The following is an 18,411-nucleotide window of genomic DNA, read 5'->3' as shown; positions in this document are numbered from 1 at the left end:
AATATTCATACTCTTTTATTATTATTTCCACACTTTTCCATTGGTCACGAAAACTTATTATGAATCTACATTTTAATCAAAGTCTTGCTAAGAGCTATAAGTCACCCAGTCAAATCGTTCGCGTATTAAGTGAAGATTGGGTTGCTAAGCAAAGCTATTGCCCTAATTGCAGTGCTGAACCGTTGGTTGAATTTGCTAATAACCAACCTGTTGCTGATTTTTATTGTGGACACTGTAGTGAGGAGTATGAATTAAAAAGTAAAAAGGCAAAATTAAGTAATATTATAAATGATGGTGCTTATGACACCATGATTGAGCGCATCAATAGCGACAATAATCCAAACTTTTTCTTTTTGACTTACTCTCAAGAATATAGGGTTAATAATTTCTTAATCATTCCCAAACAGTTTTTTAAGCCGGACATGATTATAAAACGTAAACCTTTATCAATGAATGCCAAACGCGCAGGTTGGGTTGGCTGTAATATCGACTTGCGTAAAGTAGCAGAATCAGGAAAAGTATTTTTGGTCAAAGACCAGCAAGTCATACCACGAGATAATGTTACCAAGCAATTTCAAAAAACCTTGTTTCTACGCGCGCAATCTATAACGTCACGCGGCTGGACACTAGATGTACTGCAATGTATTGATAAGCTGGAGGCTAATTTCTCCCTCAATCAAGTTTATGCATTTGCGGAAGCATTACAGCCTAAACATCCTAAAAACAACCACATCCAAGATAAAATCCGTCAGCAATTACAAGTGTTACGTGACAAAGGCATTATTGAGTTTTTGGGTCGTGGACATTATCGAAAATTATATTAAACGCTTTTCGTTATAGCGCTCAGCTCTGGGCTGCCCTTTTTTATCACGATATACGTCTGCTATCAGCGCCTCTCTATCATCCCAAGGCGGCAAACGCGCAGTGGCAACAAGGCGCTGATGAAATTTATGCGCGGGATACTCCCAATCAATTTCATCATTCACTTTCCTTTAAGACACAAGTCCAAGTAACAAAAGACGATCACTTCTTTTTAAGTGCTTTTGTTAATCTAGCGGATATAAACATTAAAGAATTTTGATAAACGTGTATTGAGGATAGTGATGATAGTGATGATAGTAGAAGGTAAGAAAGCAGAGAGCGTGTTTCAGATAGAAATTGTTGAGACGCTAAGTAATATTGTAGAAGTTGGCGCAGAAAACGAGCACGAAGCGCTGTTAAAAGTGCAGGCAATGTATCGAAATGAAGAAGTTGTTTTGTACCCAGATGACTTTATTGATACTAAGTTTAATATCTTTAAGTAGGATTAAATACTTAAAAACCCACCATTTCACCCGATAATAAAGTCAGGCTGGCCATTGGCATAATACCTCGTAGTGCATTGCAAAAGAATAGCTGCTGAAGCTGTGGCAAATCCTTATCTTGTAATGACCGTACAACAACTGGATATTTAGTCGTAGATAACTCATCAATGATTACTTGCCGCATCACACCAGCGACACCTGACTGTGCCATCGAAGGTGTGTACCATTGACCTTGCGTTAAATAATTTGTGTTGGATTTATTATTAGGGATATTTATCATCTCTGACGACGGCGAGTCTACCAATCGTGAATCAGATAATTGATAAAACACATTGCTCATCGTACCCTCAACCCAGCGCCCAGTCATATCACGTAGCAAGCCCTCACTGATATCTCCCTCGCCATTAGATGCTAATACACGAGTCTTGATACCCTGCAACTCCGCACTTGCCAGCACATTATCAAGGCGATTAAGGGTTTTTAGTCCCGCAATAGACGGTGGCAGACAAGCAATTTGCGAAGACAAACAAACAGCAGTACTCACAGGCTGTACAGGAATAGAGCATTCATCATTTAATGACAACTGCTCAGCAGTGCTAACCGTCATCGCCAAGGATTTTAGCCAACTCTCACACGCGCTACCACACTCACTTGGCGTATAGCCGTAACCACGGATATCTTGCGCGGCGCGTGTGATGATAAGCTTTAGCATCCCTTGGCGGTGCTGCTGGGCATGCACTTGCAAGGTAGATAACAACGACCAGCTGTCTAAATCGAGCTGCAAGGCTTTAGCATGAGAGATGAGGCGCTGATGATGATATTCCGCCCACAGTATCTGCCCATTGATAACGCCCATGGTCGTAAAAAAACCATCGGCGTATGCCAATCCACGATTGTCTAGTGAAGCGGTAGCCGCTACGACCTGTTTTTCTAATGCAGATAAACAAACCCAGCTATTTGATGGCTGCATGGCTTACTTACTATTTTGGCTAGCGGATTTATTAAGAATCATCATACAGCTATAGAACTCACATTTTGCCAGCTCTACTTTTTGCCCGCCAATGACTTTATTTTTGATAATTTGACCGCTTAGTATATCAGCCACCAGCTTACCGCCCTCATCACCCATCAATTGACGAGCAAGCTGATAAGATTTTTTGGCATGATTTTGACTCAGCTTTTTTTCTTTATCAGAGTCGGTAGGATTGGCAAAATACCAACCAAGCTCGAGATACTTCTCAGAGTCAATAAGATCCAGATAAGGCGCCTCGGTATTCATAAAGCGGTATTTGGACGCAAGATTACTGGCATAGTCCAAGCTGTTTTTATCGGTGCTAACCACTTTACCAAGCGTTGATTTGATATCATCAAGTTGATCGACGCGAAGCGGCTCGACTTTTTTAGGACCCCATGATGCGACATCATACTTAACTGGTGTACCCTCTTGGACAGTGGCACCATCTAAATCAGCATTTGGCGCAGGGGTTTTTGGTTTTGGTGTATCGGAGACGGTCTGCTTATCAGCACTTACCTTCTCTGCTGATACTTCGCCACTTTTATTATTATCACAGGCGCTCAACGACACGCCAACTGCCATTATCGTACTGACCATAAGGGTCTGTAGGGTGTTATTCCACATGGGCAACTTACTCACACTTTTAGATAGTTCTGAAAATGGTATTAACAAGCAGGCAGGTATGCCGCTGATAATGAATAGTGTCTGTTATTGAAGTCTTGTTATCACTGAGTTTTTTTACATACGCTTTTTCTATTTGAGTATTCTATAATTCACATTGATAAAATACAGGTAAAAGGAACATGGTTACTTTTTTATACTCTCTAGTTTACCCAACTGCTTAGCGCTTGACCACCCTTTACCTTACGGATAACACTCGCAGAGAGTACAGATTTGTTAAAGAGCTAACGTCATAAAAAGTTACTCCGACTCACCTGTTTATATCTGTAGTCTCGGGTTTGTCAAACTGAGCATTATCCCTTATGATAAGTGAGCTTTGATACCTTTATTACCCTCACTTTCGCCCTATACCGCCAGTGGAGCCTTTATGACCCAGCATTTTATTGTTATTGGTAATCCGATTGCTCACAGCAAATCTCCTGAAATTCATACGTTATTTGGCGCGCATGCAGGGCTTGATATTTGTTATCAATGTCAATATTGCCCTGATGATCCAGCAAGCTTCACGGCAGTCATTGAGGCGTTTTTTCATGGTGGCGGCGTGGGTGCCAATGTGACCGTTCCCTTTAAGCAAGTCGCTTATGAGTGCTGTGCAGCTCGTGGCGGCTTATCTGAGCATGCTAAAATCGCCGGCGCGGTTAATACACTATCATTAAATCAAGCGCTATTGGCAAGTGGCGTCTCGCGAGCCGAGGCGTTATATGGCGACAATACCGACGGTCAAGGATTGGTCAATCATATGCAGCGCTTAGGCTGGCCATTGAATGGTGCACGCATTGCAATCATTGGCGCAGGCGGCGCAGCGCGCGGCGTGGTATTGCCGTTGATAGAAGCTGGGATTGAAGCGCTGACTATTGCCAATCGCACGTTGAGTAAAGCAACAGAGTTGGTCAATGAGCTTAGCACAGCCAGTGTAGTCATCCATAACCAGCAAATTCAAACGTGCTGTACGGCTGATTTAAGTGGCGACTTTGATATCATCGTCAATGCCACTTCTATTGGGCTATCAGGTGAAACGTTGCCATTAGCCGATGAGCTAAACTGCCAATACGCTTACGATATGATGTATGGGCGTGAGCTACCATTTTTGCAGCATTTTGCCGCACGTGGCGCTCAGACCTCTGATGGTTATGGCATGCTTATCGGACAAGCAGCATTAAGTTTTGAGTGTTGGACAGGACACGCTATTGATGTTACGCAGGCGACCGCAGCATTAGAAAAATCATCAATATAGTCAACGTCGCGTGAGTGCAGCCACAACCTATCTAAATTACAAAAACAATCTACGTTTCTTATACTAGCCAAAGCGTGTCAGCATCCACTTTTCTATACGGCGTAGCGGTACGCGCAAATTCGTTGAATGCATAACGACTCCACCGCCAAGACCAACTAGGCAGCCAAGTAACGTATCCAGCAAGCGTGTGTGCATCACTTCTTGATAGACCGCTGACGTAAGCGGCAACCCACTGCCATATTCTGCAATAAATATTGTCAGCGGCGTGATAAATACAACGGCCAGCCCATAATGACGATCCACCAATGATTCAATACAAAGCATCATAATCAATATCGAAATAGCTATACCCCATATCGACAAGCCCCAAGATAGCATCCAACTCGCCAGACCCACGCCTACCAATGTCCCTAGTAAACGATGTATTTGCTTAATCCACATAGTACGTAAGTGGATGCCCTGAATGATCAGGAAGCAGCTGACAGCTGCCCAATACGGATTAGACATATCTAGCATTAAGGGAATCAGGAATGCCAAACTGACAAAACTCGCGACAATAATACTCTCACTAATGGTATCAGGCTCATAGCTATAAGTTGGTGTAGGCGTAGCAGGACGCGTCGCTAATAAAAATAACGAATACAGCAGCCCCATGATTAAGGCAAAGCCACTGCCAAGCATCACAAGCCCAGTGACCGACATGATTTGCTCTAACGGTAAGGGTATAAATAATGCTAGCGCCCCAGCCATCATCACAAACAATCCAGCTGGCGGCGGCTGGCGATAATAACGCCCAAATATAACCACAGCAAAGGCTATCAGCATAAATACTGGCAGCCTAAGAATAGGCACTTGCTGTGCTACCAAGCCGAATGCAAAGCATAACGACATGGCAAAGCCCCATGCCATTAAAGTGACTAAGCGATAGGGCAGCTTGCCTACTAAAGGCAGATTTAAGATGACCATTGCTCCTAAAGATGCCTTGATTCCTGATGACAAAGCGTCAAAGTAAGCCCCCACAAATATAGGAAAACCAATCGTAATGGCAGCGATAATGGGCATATGCCATGGTCTCTTGCTGCGATTGACTGTCAGCAAATGAGCAAGCTCACCATCCATCAAAAACTTCATGCGAGTCAATAATATTGTCAGCCAAGACACCCGCTTTGCCTTGGGCTTTGATGCGCTCATACAAGACCTTCCTTATATCGTAAATGCATTTCAATAATGGGCTTATCGATCACTTTGCTACTGCCATTACTCTTCTCATAAATATAGTTGAAATACTTTACTGTCGCTACCGTATTGCTGGTGTAAATTTTTTGCAGCCTCTGTCTGCGTAGGCACAGCAAGCAAGAAAAATTTGCACCAGTAGTACGTGTTGTATCGATATTACTTTTCACCGACTATAGATGCTTAACGAGACACGGTAGTAAAAAGTTAAGTGACAAAACAATAACTTAATGTTGTAATTATACTAATAATTCATGAATATTAGTTATCAGTTGTATGTTTGTGGCTATATAAGATTTATACTGCATCCATGCGCAACAACTGTTTTTTATCAAAGATAACTTAACAGTTTTCAAAATAGACAAGCTACCCTTAACAGAGCTACCTATTGACTCAAGATATTCTCTACTTTTATTACAAATACTTAAAATCGTTTCCGTAAACCCTGGCTTAAAAACTAAGTCAACCGTCTATGATAGCCAACAACTAAAGAGAACGACTATGTTAACTTACAAAGCACCTTTACGTGATATCAAGTTTTTAATTAATGATGTATTTGACTACCAAACGCATTATAAAGATTTGGATAATGGCGAAAATGCAGATCCTGAAACCGTTGATATGATTCTTCAAGGGATGGCAGATTTTGCCGAAAACGTCTTGGCCCCTTTATATCAGCCAGCTGATGCAGAAGGTTGTCATTTTGAGAATGGTGTAGTCACAACACCTAAAGGCTTTAAAGAAGCTTATGACCAATTTGTAGAAGGTGGCTGGCAAGGCATCTCTTACCCTGAAGAATACGGTGGTATGAACTTACCAACCTCATTGAATCTTATTAAAGCTGAAATGATTGGTACGGCTAACTGGCCATGGGCAATGTATCCTGGTCTATCAACCGGCTGTATCAATACCATCATACAATACGGTACGGCTGAGCAAAAAGAGACGTATTTACATAAATTGGTCGAAGGCTCTTGGGCGGGCACCATGTGTCTGACTGAGCCACAATGTGGTACGGACTTGGGTCAAGTAAAGTCAAAAGCCATTCCACAAGATGACGGCAGCTATAAACTTAGCGGTACTAAGATTTTCATTTCAAGTGGTGAGCATGACTTAACTGAAAACATCATCCATATCGTTCTAGCACGTCTGCCGGATGCGCCAGAAGGCACGCGCGGTATCTCATTATTTATCGTACCGAAATTTTTGCCAAATGCTGAAGGCAATATTGGCGAGCGCAATGGCGTCTCTTGTGGTTCTATTGAACACAAAATGGGCATCAACTCATCAGCAACTTGTGTCCTAAACTTTGATGATGCGGTCGGTTACCTCATTGGTGAGCCGAACAAAGGTCTTAAAGCGATGTTCACATTTATGAACACTGCCCGTATCGGTACTGGTATCCAAGGTCTGGCGCATACTGAATTGTCTTTCCAAAACGCGCTACCGTATGCCAAAGATCGTCGCTCAATGCGTACCTTATCAGGTACGAAAGAGCCTGAAAAAGTTGCTGATGCTATCATCCATCATGCTGATGTACGTCGCATGCTATTGACCCAAAAAGCCTTTGCTGAAGGCGGTCGCTCGATGATTTATCATTCAGCTCGCTATGCAGACAAAATGGCACAAGGCATCATTAATGGCGATGATGAAGAATTCGAAAAATGGGATGATAAGCTTGGCTTCTATACGCCAATCCTTAAAGGTTTCTTAACTGAGCTTGGTATTGAAGCGGCTAAACACGGTCAGCAAGTGTATGGCGGTCATGGTTATATCAAAGAATGGGGCATGGAGCTTATCGCTCGTGATGCTCGTATCGCGACTATGTACGAAGGTACGACCGGTATCCAAGCATTAGATTTATTAGGTCGTAAAGTTATCTTGCAGTCTAAAGGCAAAATCATTCGCGATTATACGTCAAGCATCATGAAATGGTGTGGCGAGTATGCCTTAGATAAAGACATGCGTAAATTTGTTTGGGCATTGACTAAGCTATGTGCTGAGTGGAACACCCTTACTGTGCGCTTGATGTTGATGGCACGTAAAGACCGTGAAATCATCTCAGCGGCTTCTGATGATTTCTTAATGTACTCAGGCTATGTAATGATGGGTTACCACTGGGCACGTATGGCAGCAGTCGCTCATGAAAAGCTGAAAAATGGCGGGGTTGAAGCGCCAGAATTCTATAAAGCGAAAATCCAAACTGCAGAATTCTACTTTGATAAATTATTACCACGTACCTCAGGTCACGCCGAAAGTATGGTTGCACCAAGCGCCAGCATGACTGCAATGGATATCGATAGCTTTGCATTTTTAGACTAAGATGGATTAATCAATCATCGATAACGAAAAAAAGCGCCTATTTTTATGCTGTATTAATCTAGGTAAGAAAATGCTAAATTCAGTTACGAATTTAGCATTTTCTTATGATAAACCGCACTAATTTCCTCAACCTCTACGCATACCTGTAACGATGCACGTCCTGACTGCTCTGCGCCCAACGTCTGCTCTATCGTTGCAACCAATTGCTCAGCGAGCTGATTACGGATGAGTATGTCACGACCGCTCATGATTTTTAGATGCGCATAAACAAAGCCATTGGCTTGCTCATCATCTTCAACGCCCACTAAAAATGTTTCGACAGGAATGATGCGTGCTTTAATATCTGTTGCTTTACCAAAATGTCCGCTGTCCCACAGGACTTTATTCAATACTTTGAGAAATGATTCTTCATGAGCAATACTGACATTGGGTGTTACTTGGATGGTTAAATGCGGCATGATTATATCCTTATAAAATATGAGTAAAAAACGAACGGCTTTATGAAGCTAAATGTATCTGACAATCAGCAATTTTCAATCATCGGTAAGAGAGGCAAAGCGAGCCGTAAGTGTCGTCGCTAATTGTGCTGGCGGCAATTCAATCTCTAAGCCTCGTCGACCACCGCTCACATAGATGGTTGAATGTGTTTGCGCTGACTCATCTATAATGGTTACTAAGCGCTTTTTTTGGCCCAATGGACTGACACCGCCCAATACATAACCAGTACTACGTTCGACCTGTTTAGGATCTGCCATTTGGACTTTTTTGCAGGCCAGTATTTTATTAACAGATAGCGCCTTAGCCATTTTTTTAAAGTTTAAGGTTTTATCCACTGGCAAGATAGCAACGGCGAGCACTTCTGTATCGGTCAATACGACTAAGGTTTTAAAGACTCGTGTCACGTCAACACCCAACTTTTCGGCCGCTTCCAAACCAAATGAGGCGGCATTACTGTCGTGAGTATATTCGTGTAATCGATAATCAAGACCACGTTGTTTGGCGAGATTGATAGCTGGCGTCATAATATTCTAATTTAATTAAGTGACGTTAATGAGTAAGCAGAAATACAATACATTATATCTTGTGCAAAACTATTATTACCCTAAACACTTTAACTTTCAAATCATTGAATATCGTATGCAGGGCGTAACTTACCACATAGTAACCAGAGCTTATTAATATTAACAGTATCTACAGACACTATAGTTGAAATACTTTAAAGTCGCTACCGTATTGCTGGTGTAAATTTTTTGCAGCCTCTGTCTGCGTAGGCACAGCAAGCAAGAAAAATTTGCACCAGTAATACCTGTTGTATCGATATTACTTTTCACCGACTATATATATCGCTTTAATGGCTTTTATGGCATTATAAGGGCAATATATTTGACTAATTTTGATACCGATTATGATACCGAAGTTCTTAAAAAAACGGATTTTTAAAGTACCAGTGGTTAGCGGTAATACGCCAGCCACTGAACCGTCAGTCACGCCAAAAATTGATGGTAGCCCAGTTGTAATCACGCCTTATTCTAATGCACCAATCAATCAGCTATATCGCAAGCTGTCAGGGCAGATCCTTGATGTGGCGGTAAAACCAAAGCTTTTGGGCGAGTTGCCTGAGTTTGATCATGATGATCAAACTTTAAGGTTCTATGTGTTGCAAGATTATTCGCGCTCCAACAGTATTTTGATTGACCTGCAAACGCAAGAGCACAAACTACCGCCAGCATTGGTTGGGGTAAATGACAGTGCTCATAATATAAAAGAAAATGCTGCCATTATATTTTTGCATCACCCACATGCTAAAGATACCCAGTTATCACCGCGCTTATCACGTCTGGTCTCTGCTGTTTTGCAGTATCCACAATTAAAAGTATGCTTGGTACCGGTATCTATCCTCTGGGGACGCGCGCCAGAAAAAGAGGATTCTTTATTTAAACTGCTAACGGCGGATAACTGGCAAGATCCTAGCATCACCAAGCAGTTATTTAATATTGGTGTAATGGGACGCGATACTTTTATTCAGTTCCATCCGCCGCAAGATTTGCGTACTCTTATTGATGATGGCCTCAAGGGCAATGATGAGGAATCAGCTGTCTTTGATTCTGCTCTTTTTGAATCTATTACCAGTGATTCAAATGGCAGTCATGATATCGACAGCACTACTAAAAATACAATCGATGCAGCACCAAATTATACTGTAGTAGCAGCGGCTGATGGCAATCGTGAGCTTGTACGCTCCCTTCAAGAACAGCTCAATATTTATTTGGACAAACAACGCGCCAGTATGCTCGGCCCTGATTTATCAGACAGACGTAACTTAGTAGACAAGCTGGTTTACTCGCCTGCCATTAAGCATGCAATAGAAGCGCAAGCGGCAGAGACAGGTACTAGCCCTCGTGAAGCACGACTGCTCGCAAAGAGCTACGCTAATGAGATGGTCAACGACTACTCACATTCCATCATTCGCGGTTTTTACAAATTTTTAACGTGGTTATGGACGCAACTGTATGATGGTGTAGAAGTCCACCACTTCGAGCGCGTACGTGAGCTTGCAGCAGATTATGAGCTAGTGTATGTACCTTGTCATCGTAGCCATGTTGACTACCTACTACTGTCTTATGTCATCTATAAACGTGGTTTGAGCATTCCTTATGTCGCCGCTGGAGATAATTTAGATGTGCCAGTTTTAGGCCCAATATTACGCGGCGCAGTGGCTTTTTATATTCGTCGTAGTTTCCGTGGTAATGCGCTTTATACCGCTGTCTTACGTGAATACATGCACACGCTTATTACCCGTAATACCCCAATTGAATACTTTATCGAAGGTGGTCGCTCACGCTCAGGACGCTTGCTACCACCAAAAATGGGTATGCTGGCAATGACAGTACACAGCCAATTGCGCCAAAGCAACAAGCCGGTGGTCTTTATTCCGACCTATATTGGTTATGAGCGTATTATGGAAGGTGGCACCTATGTCGGTGAGCTAAAAGGGAAACCAAAAGAGTCTGAGTCTTTAATTGGACTGCTCAAAGTCGGTCGCAAGATTGAGCGTATTTTTGGCAATGTCCACCTAAGCTTTGGTACACCGCTACATTTGACCGATTTTATGACCAAATTTGATGTACCGGAAAATAGCTTACCTGTTGATCGTACGGATACTCCTCTCGATAGTAAAGCCAGCACGATGGTGGATAATATCGGCATAAAAGTCATGCAGCATATCAATAAAGCAGCGGTAGTCACTCCAGTATCACTGCTGTCATTGGTATTATTATCTGCACCAAAATCGGCGCTCGATGAAGATATTTGCCGTGAGCAAATTGCTCTATATCAAGGTTTGGCTCAACAGCTGCCGTATTCAAGTGATACGGTCGTCACCGACATGTCACCGCAGCACATCATTGATTACGGCATCAAACTGAAGCTTATTGAGCGTATCCCTCATATTTTAGGCGATATCATTCAAATTGCAGGTAAGCAAGCGGCATTACTGAGCTATTTCCGCAATAACATTCTTCATGTCTTTATTCTACTGTCTTTCTTGGCGGCTTTAGTTGCCCGTAATGGTCGTATAGAACGTAGTCGTCTGGACAATATCGCCAATCAGCTCTATCCATTTTTGCAAAGTGAGCTGTTTTTATACTATCCTGCGCATAGTCTGGCTGATACCCTTAACAAAAAAGTTGACAGTCTGATTGCTCACGGTCTGATTGTAGAATTGGGTGATGGCATGCTGAGTGTCCCTGAAGCCAATAGTAGATGCTACCAGCAGCTACAAGTGCTCGCGACTCCGGTTGAACAAAGTCTTGAACGCTACTTTATGACCTTGGCCCTACTTGCCCAGCAAGGCTCAGGCAATTTAACTGAAAACGAAGTGGTTGATCTATGCCATCTACTCGGTCAGCGTTTATCGGTACTCTATGCCGATGATATTCCCGACTTCTTTGACCGCGCGCTATTCACCAGTTTCCTCGGTGCGCTGACTCGTCTCGATTATCTGCAAAAAGCAGCAGAAACCGGTATCTTAACCTTTGATCACCGTATCAATGACATTGCTCATCATGCAAAATACGTGCTGAAACCTGAAATAATGCAAATCTTGCATCAAGTTGCCAGTCTCAATGAAGCAGAGATTGCTCATGCTATTACTGAGATCAGCAATAAAAAGCAGCGTAAATTTGGGCGTAAACGTTAATTATTAATCCATTCGATGACGCATAAAAATACCCCATAAGTGGTGTCCAACTTATGGGGGTCAGTTCAAAATAGGCGCTTTTTTTATTACTTTAAATTTGAAATTTCTAAGTAACTGTCTTCTGAACAACAGTCCTAGGTTGAAATTTTCTTATACTTCATGCGCTTAGGATTGGCATCATCACCCATCGTCTTTTTGCGATAAGTTTCAAACTCAGAATAGTTACCATCGAACCAAACTGGACCTTCATCTTCAAATGCCAAGATATGAGTCGCGATACGGTCAAGGAACCAGCGATCATGCGACACCACCATAACGGTACCTGGGAAGACTTGAATTGCATCTTCTAGCGCACGTAAGGTTTCGATATCTAAATCGTTTGATGGTTCATCAAGAAGCAAGACGTTCGCGCCTTGCTTCAATGTCTTAGCTAACTGTAAGCGGTTACGCTCACCACCTGACAATTGACCTACATGCTTCTGCTGGTCTGAACCTTTAAAGTTAAAGCGACCAATGTAAGCGCGGCTTGGAGTGGTATAGTCGCCAACGGTAATGATATCAAGCCCGTCAGAGATTTCTTCCCAAACGGTTTTATTGTCATCTAAGTTGTCGCGTACCTGACCAACATAAGCAACTTTAACACTTTCACCCAAATCAACTGAACCAGTATCTGGCGTATCGCGTTCGGTAATCATGTTAAATAGCGTGGTTTTACCCGCACCATTTGGTCCGATGATACCAACAATGGCACCGGCTGGGACATTAAAGCTAAGGTTTTCATAAAGCAAACGGTCGCCAAATGATTTGGAGATATCATTCACTTCGATGACTTTATTACCCAAACGAGGACCCGGTGGAATATAAATCTCAGAGGTCTCATTACGTTTTTGGAATTCTTGCGAGTTCAATTCTTCAAAACGCTGTACACGAGACTTAGACTTAGCCTGCTGACCTTTTTGATTTTTGCGAATCCAATCAAGCTCTTTTTTCAGCGCTTTAGCAAACGACTCTTCTTGCTTATTCTGCTGCTCTAGACGTGTGTTCTTTTGCTCGAGCCACTCAGTATAGTTGCCTTCATACGGATAGCCATGACCACGGTCAAGCTCCAAAATCCACTGAGCAACGTTATCCAAGAAATAACGGTCATGGGTAATGGCAACGATAGTACCGCTATAATTCTGTAGGAACTGCTCTAACCATGCCACGGACTCAGCGTCCAAATGGTTGGTTGGTTCGTCAAGTAATAGCATATCAGGGCGCGACAATAGCAAGCGGCATAATGCCACACGGCGTTTCTCACCACCTGATAGTTTGCTGACATCAGCATCCCATGGTGGCAGACGCAATGCATCGGCGGCTCTTTCAAGCTGGGTATTTAAGTTATGCGCATCCCATGCTTGGATGATGTCTTCCATCTTACCTTGCTCTTCAGCAAGCTTATCAAAGTCAGCATCAGGCTCAGCATATTCAGCATAAATAGCATCTAAACGTGCAAGCGCATCTAGCGCTTCACGCATGCCGTCTTCGACATTACCACGTACGTCTTTACTGTCGTCAAGCTGTGGTTCCTGCGGCAGATAACCAATTTTGGTGCCCGTTTGTGCACGAGCTTCACCACTAAATTCAGTATCCACACCCGCCATGATGCGTAGCAAGGTTGATTTACCTGAACCATTGATACCCAAAACACCAATTTTGGCACCAGGGAAAAATGACAGATTAATATTTTTTAAGATTTCACGCTTAGGTGGAACAAGTTTTGACACGCTGTTCATCGTGTAGATATATTGAGCCATTAACACTCCGATAGACTGCATAAAAGAGGTAAGCGAGTCAGACTTAGCAATACTGCCAAGCGCGCTGTACCTCAAAATCAGGGGTATTCATTGACCGTCATTATCGCATTGTGGCGCATGCCCTGCAAGCTAACCGGCTGTTTTACCTGTCGTTTTGCCACTTTTAGCAGCTTTTGGCAAAAAAGCGGCTGTTTTATAAATAAAAGAGTAATGATAAACACATGTTTTCATTCACCTTGCTCCAGTTAAGACACCGTGTTTAAATCGAATCCATGACGGTTTCTTTTACAAACCAGACCACTACCGTTTGACTTAAATAATATTATTAACATTTGCCTTATCTACTCTTACGCTAATAGCCTAGAAATGTAGACTAAAAATCCGCACAATAACAAGAGTGGAAATAACTAAAATAGGCTTATATTGAAAAAACCAATGCTGAGTCAGTGATGTACAAATAACGATAACATCTAATAATAGAGAACTTTTATGAGTAACGACAGTACAAAACCAGATATAAATATCGTCCATAACGAAGCAGCAAGGCGTTTTGAGACTTCAATCGATGGGCATACAGGTTATATCAGTTATAAAGAGCGTAATGGTAAGCTAGTATATGATCATACCATCGTCCCACAGGAATTAGGCGGTCGTGGGGTCGGCTCAGCATTGGTTCAGTACGCATTGGACTATGCTCGTGAAAACAATAAAAAAGTAGTACCGCAGTGCTCGTTTGTTGCCTCGTATATTGATAAAAATCCTGACTATCAAGATCTACTATAGTTACAACCTCTGAATAAGTATTTTTAACGATAGATAGCTATGATAGTTCGCCCTATTAACCGTTATACTAGCGCTATATACTCTCAAGATTAATGTCTCACTACCCTCCTATTTTTCTGATACTTTTATTATATGTTTGCAGCTAAATATATAATAAAATAACAGTAATAGGTGGGTTTTTTGTCCTATGACTTTTATCGCATAAGCCTTTGTTACGTTCGTGAAGCCATATAAAACTCATAGCAATCGTCACACTATTTTATCGTTAATAGTGATGTTTCCATCCACCATAATAATAAAGGATATCACCATGAGTAGTTTATCTAACCAACAAGTTGATTTGCAGCTAGAAGAATTGCCAGGCTGGCAGCGCGATGGTAACGCTATCGTAAAGACCTACCACTTTAGCGATTTTGTTGAAGCCATGAGCTTTATGAATCAAGCCGCTTTTCATGCTGAAGCCTTAGAGCACCATCCTGAATGGAGTAATGCCTATAACGTGGTCGAAGTTCGCCTGACCACTGGCGACACTGGCGGTATTACCAGCCATGATGTTCGTTTGGCAAAACGCATGGAACATATCGTCCAACCTAAATGCTTATAAAGATCACGCTTTACGCTTACTATAGTCGGTGAAAAGTAATATCGATACAACACGTGCTACTGGTGCAAATTTTTCTTGCTTGCTGTGCCTACGCAGACAGAGGCTGCAAAAAATTTACACCAGCAATACGGTAGCGACTTTAAAGTATTTCAACTATACGTATAATTCAGCAGATGAGCATATTTTAGCCATAAAAAAAGACCTCAGATTTTCACTCTGGGGTCTTTTTTATTAGCCAGTTTTCTAACTGGCTAATGTCTTTATGGGACGAGTATACTTTTTCTATTACGTACGGCGGCTCACAAACGCGACGATGAATAGAATGACGGCTAATGCTAACAAGATATAGGCAAAGTTTGCAGACAATCCAGCAACACCACCAAATCCTAAGAAACTTGCTAACAATGCGATTACGGCGAAAATAATAGCCCAACGAAACATAATCATTCTCCTAAAATAATAATTAAAAAGTCAAATAACAAGGTTGCTATAGTAAGTGCTAAACAGCTAATTTCTAGTTACTCTAGCAATCTCAATCATCTGATATTTTGCTTTTTATTGTTTTACTGCTTATCAGTGCTTAGGAATATAGAGTAGCAATGATTTTCAATGTAAAAGGTTCATTTTGGTAATAATGTAGATAAGTTATGTAAACTTTGTAGAAAGTCTTACCATTTTAAGAGATTTTCAGCAGTTATGTGTGGAAACGGTAAATAACCCCTTAAGTACTACTAGGTCTATGAGAAGATTATTTAAAGATATTACGCTCGATTTTATAAATATTATCTACAACACCTTTTTTCTAAACCCAATTGACCTTAACGATAATTTTCTGATAACAATCATTTAATAAAGCACACTAACAAGGAAAATAACGATGAATACGGATATAGCAAAGAATACCAACTCATTAAATGATGACAAAAAATCCAATAGCGAACAACGACCTTATGGGATCGTTTTATACGGGGCGACTAGCTTTGTTGGGCAAATCACTGCCCATTATCTGGCAGAGTTTTTATCTACTAGCAAAGATGCGAGCGGCACTACAGTCACTTGGGCGATAGCTGGTCGCGATGAGAAAAAGCTGAATGAATTGCAGTCTAAACTGGCAAGCAAAGTAAATATTATTATTGCCAATAGCGACGATGCAACAAGCCTTGATGAGTTGACTGAGCAAACACAAGTCATTATCTCAACCGTTGGACCTTACCTGAAATATGGCGAGCCGCTTATCAAATCTTGTGTTGATAATGGCACCGATTATGTTGACCTCACTGGTGAGGCAATTTTTATCAAAGATATGATAGATAAGTATCAAGAAGCGGCAAAACAAAGTGGTGCCCGTATCGTCAACTCTTGTGGCTTTGATTCTATCCCATCAGATTTAGGTGTTTATTTTACTCAAAAGCAAGCCGAAGCAAAGTTTGATAGTGCCTGTGATGTCATTCATATGCGCGTAAAAGCCGCAAAAGGCGGGTTATCAGGCGGTACCATTGCCTCGATGGCGACCATCTTTGAAGAGGTCGGACAAGATAAATCTCGCCGCAAGCAGGTAGCAAACCCTTATTTGCTGAACGATGATAAAGATGTGCCGAACGTACGTCAGAGCAATGTTAGCAAACCTGAATACGATAGCGAACATAAGCGCTGGCTTGCGCCATTTGTGATGGCAAGTATCAATACTCGCATTGTGCATCGCAGTAATCAATTGCTGGGTTATGAATATGGTCGCGATTTTAAGTATGACGAAGCAATGTGGATGAAAGATGGTATCAAAGGTAAGCTTACGAGCTACGCCTTGAGTGCAGGCTTGCTTGGCTTTGCCACTGCTATGATGATTACACCAAGCCGCGAGTTATTATCCAAGCACGTATTGCCTAAATCAGGCTCAGGACCTTCCAAAGAAGAGCAAGAAAACGGCTATTTTGATATTCGCCTATTTGGAAAAACGGCTAATAAAGAGACTATTGCTACCAAAGTAACGGGGGACAAAGATCCAGGCTACGGCAGCACTTCACGTATGTTGTCGCAAGCTGCCTTGTGTTTAGCGCAAGATATCAGTAAAGAAGCAGTAGGCGGTGGTTTTTGGACGCCCGCTTCAGCAATGGGTGACAAGCTACTTGCTCGCTTAAAGGAACATGCTGGTCTGAGCTTTGATGTGATTGATAGGTAGTTTTATGCCTTCAAGAGCAGTTTTTGTATTATTAATTAGTAGTATTAAAATAACCGCATCTTGGCAACAAGGTTCGGTTTTTACCGAACAACAACAACAACCCTACAATAATTGCACGACATCACTTATCAGTATGAGTCTGTTAGATTCTTCACCGATGCACCACTGAATGGTTAGTATTTAAGTTGTTATTATTCTGCCTAGTGTTTACAACGTATTTATAAACAATGTTATTCACTGACTAGAATTTTTATATAAATCAATCATGATAGTCGCTTATTGATTATCATGATTTTGTTTTCTCTATCGATTATATGTTAGATATTTTAAATATATAGATTTAGTTTACTAAATAGATGTGAGCTATGTCAAATAGCATTTAAGCAATATTATCTCTATGACAATTCTAGCTGACATTATAAAATTATAAATTGAGGATTAAATAAATGAAAAACCATACTCTATCTTTATCACTACTTATTGGCGCTGCCCTTACAATGCCAGTATTGGCGATTGCAGCTCCAACTGACACTGCAGCGGTTAAAAAACAAACTGCCACTGCTGAGATGACCGTTGAGACTAAAGTCGAAAGCACAGGTAGTGAGACTGACGCAAATACCTCTAAGATAAGTAAAATTACTCCGTTTGCCATTAGCGAAACTCAAACCATCTCACGCTCACGCGTTAATAGCAACATTGGTCAACAACCAATGACTACTGAGATAAAAGCACCACAAAAAGCTATACAAAACCTAGAGTTACAAACGACCGAAATAGTATCTGAGGATGCTGTGCTAGAAGCTCCAGAAGACTTAATAGAGATGTCAGAAGAAGCTCCAGAAGACTTAACAGAGATGTCAGAAAAAGCTCCAGAAGACTTAACAGAGATATCAGAAGAAGCTCCTGAAGACTTAACAGAGATGTCAGAAGAAGAGCTATAAGTAAATACCTAGTTAACTTCGCTAACGCAATCATTGATTGATATATCGTTATTAAAAAATGAAGTCGATTTATATATCATGCAAAAAAAGGCAGCCATTAGGCTGCCTTTTTTGTTTCTACTTA

General features: G+C 41.6%; 17 protein-coding genes. 9 read left to right on the top strand and 8 right to left on the bottom strand.

Annotated features, from left to right (window positions below; all coding sequences use genetic code 11):
- Positions 1–59: 59 nt before the first annotated feature.
- A complete protein-coding gene (locus PSYC_RS00730) occupies positions 60–824 on the top strand; it encodes a DpnI domain-containing protein (RefSeq protein WP_011279456.1) in 765 nt (254 codons plus the stop codon).
- On the opposite strand, the gene PSYC_RS11625 is transcribed toward PSYC_RS00730, so the two are convergent.
- Positions 816–986, bottom strand: a complete 171-nt coding sequence (locus PSYC_RS11625) for a hypothetical protein (protein ID WP_187147101.1) — start codon at positions 984–986, stop codon at positions 816–818. The two genes, PSYC_RS00730 and PSYC_RS11625, sit on opposite strands and share 9 nt — an antisense overlap.
- 117 nt (positions 987–1,103) lie before the next feature.
- Between PSYC_RS11625 and PSYC_RS00725 the strand changes: the two genes are divergently transcribed.
- A complete protein-coding gene (locus PSYC_RS00725) occupies positions 1,104–1,304 on the top strand; it encodes a DpnD/PcfM family protein (RefSeq protein ID WP_011279455.1) in 201 nt (66 codons plus the stop codon).
- 10 nt (positions 1,305–1,314) lie between these two features.
- Here the strand turns inward: PSYC_RS00725 and PSYC_RS00720 are convergent, their stop codons facing one another.
- Both PSYC_RS00720 and PSYC_RS00715 read right to left on the bottom strand, forming a co-directional pair.
- Complete coding sequence (locus PSYC_RS00720) at positions 1,315–2,274, bottom strand: aminotransferase class IV (protein WP_011279454.1); 960 nt, start codon at positions 2,272–2,274, stop codon at positions 1,315–1,317.
- A gap of 3 nt (positions 2,275–2,277) precedes the next feature.
- Positions 2,278–2,943, bottom strand: coding sequence for a hypothetical protein (locus PSYC_RS00715; RefSeq protein ID WP_011279453.1), 666 nt, complete (start codon positions 2,941–2,943; stop codon positions 2,278–2,280).
- Positions 2,944–3,367: 424 nt separating this feature from the next.
- Between PSYC_RS00715 and aroE the strand changes: the two genes are divergently transcribed.
- Complete coding sequence (gene aroE, locus PSYC_RS00710) at positions 3,368–4,234, top strand: shikimate dehydrogenase (RefSeq protein ID WP_011279452.1); 867 nt, start codon at positions 3,368–3,370, stop codon at positions 4,232–4,234.
- A gap of 63 nt (positions 4,235–4,297) precedes the next feature.
- On the opposite strand, the gene PSYC_RS00705 is transcribed toward aroE, so the two are convergent.
- Entirely contained in the window at positions 4,298–5,425 is a 1,128-nt protein-coding gene (locus PSYC_RS00705; RefSeq protein WP_011279451.1) for an FUSC family protein, read from the bottom strand.
- Between the two features lie 543 nt (positions 5,426–5,968).
- Here PSYC_RS00705 and PSYC_RS00700 point away from each other — a divergent pair.
- Positions 5,969–7,789 (top strand): acyl-CoA dehydrogenase C-terminal domain-containing protein, encoded by a 1,821-nt coding sequence (locus PSYC_RS00700; RefSeq protein ID WP_011279450.1) that lies wholly within the window; start codon positions 5,969–5,971, stop codon positions 7,787–7,789.
- 83 nt (positions 7,790–7,872) lie between these two features.
- Here the strand turns inward: PSYC_RS00700 and PSYC_RS00695 are convergent, their stop codons facing one another.
- The gene (locus PSYC_RS00695) at positions 7,873–8,247 is read right to left on the bottom strand and encodes a 5-carboxymethyl-2-hydroxymuconate Delta-isomerase (protein ID WP_011279449.1); all 375 of its coding nucleotides are present in this window, start codon (positions 8,245–8,247) and stop codon (positions 7,873–7,875) included.
- Positions 8,248–8,322: 75 nt separating this feature from the next.
- Positions 8,323–8,811, bottom strand: a complete 489-nt coding sequence (ybaK, locus tag PSYC_RS00690; RefSeq protein WP_011279448.1) for a Cys-tRNA(Pro) deacylase — start codon at positions 8,809–8,811, stop codon at positions 8,323–8,325.
- A gap of 383 nt (positions 8,812–9,194) precedes the next feature.
- Here ybaK and plsB point away from each other — a divergent pair, with 383 nt between their 5' ends.
- The gene (plsB, locus tag PSYC_RS00685) at positions 9,195–11,987 is read left to right on the top strand and encodes a glycerol-3-phosphate 1-O-acyltransferase PlsB (protein ID WP_011279447.1); all 2,793 of its coding nucleotides are present in this window, start codon (positions 9,195–9,197) and stop codon (positions 11,985–11,987) included.
- 134 nt (positions 11,988–12,121) lie between these two features.
- Here the strand turns inward: plsB and ettA are convergent, their stop codons facing one another.
- Complete coding sequence (gene ettA, locus PSYC_RS00680) at positions 12,122–13,783, bottom strand: energy-dependent translational throttle protein EttA (RefSeq protein ID WP_011279446.1); 1,662 nt, start codon at positions 13,781–13,783, stop codon at positions 12,122–12,124.
- 489 nt (positions 13,784–14,272) lie between these two features.
- Between ettA and PSYC_RS00675 the strand changes: the two genes are divergently transcribed.
- Both PSYC_RS00675 and PSYC_RS00670 read left to right on the top strand, forming a co-directional pair.
- Positions 14,273–14,566 (top strand): GNAT family N-acetyltransferase, encoded by a 294-nt coding sequence (locus PSYC_RS00675; protein ID WP_011279445.1) that lies wholly within the window; start codon positions 14,273–14,275, stop codon positions 14,564–14,566.
- A gap of 310 nt (positions 14,567–14,876) precedes the next feature.
- Entirely contained in the window at positions 14,877–15,170 is a 294-nt protein-coding gene (locus PSYC_RS00670) for a 4a-hydroxytetrahydrobiopterin dehydratase (RefSeq protein ID WP_011279444.1), read from the top strand.
- 285 nt (positions 15,171–15,455) lie between these two features.
- On the opposite strand, the gene PSYC_RS11285 is transcribed toward PSYC_RS00670, so the two are convergent.
- Entirely contained in the window at positions 15,456–15,611 is a 156-nt protein-coding gene (locus tag PSYC_RS11285) for a DUF1328 domain-containing protein (protein WP_011279443.1), read from the bottom strand.
- 436 nt (positions 15,612–16,047) lie between these two features.
- Between PSYC_RS11285 and PSYC_RS00660 the strand changes: the two genes are divergently transcribed.
- Positions 16,048–17,346, top strand: coding sequence for a saccharopine dehydrogenase family protein (locus PSYC_RS00660; RefSeq protein ID WP_011279442.1), 1,299 nt, complete (start codon positions 16,048–16,050; stop codon positions 17,344–17,346).
- A gap of 446 nt (positions 17,347–17,792) precedes the next feature.
- Positions 17,793–18,287, top strand: a complete 495-nt coding sequence (locus tag PSYC_RS00655) for a hypothetical protein (RefSeq protein WP_011279441.1) — start codon at positions 17,793–17,795, stop codon at positions 18,285–18,287.
- Positions 18,288–18,411 lie beyond the last annotated feature (124 nt).

The organism is Psychrobacter arcticus 273-4, from assembly GCF_000012305.1.
Classification (GTDB): Bacteria; Pseudomonadota; Gammaproteobacteria; order Pseudomonadales; family Moraxellaceae; genus Psychrobacter; species Psychrobacter arcticus.
Note: the sequence above shows the minus strand (reverse complement) of the source record. Positions and strands in the feature narration are given on the sequence as shown.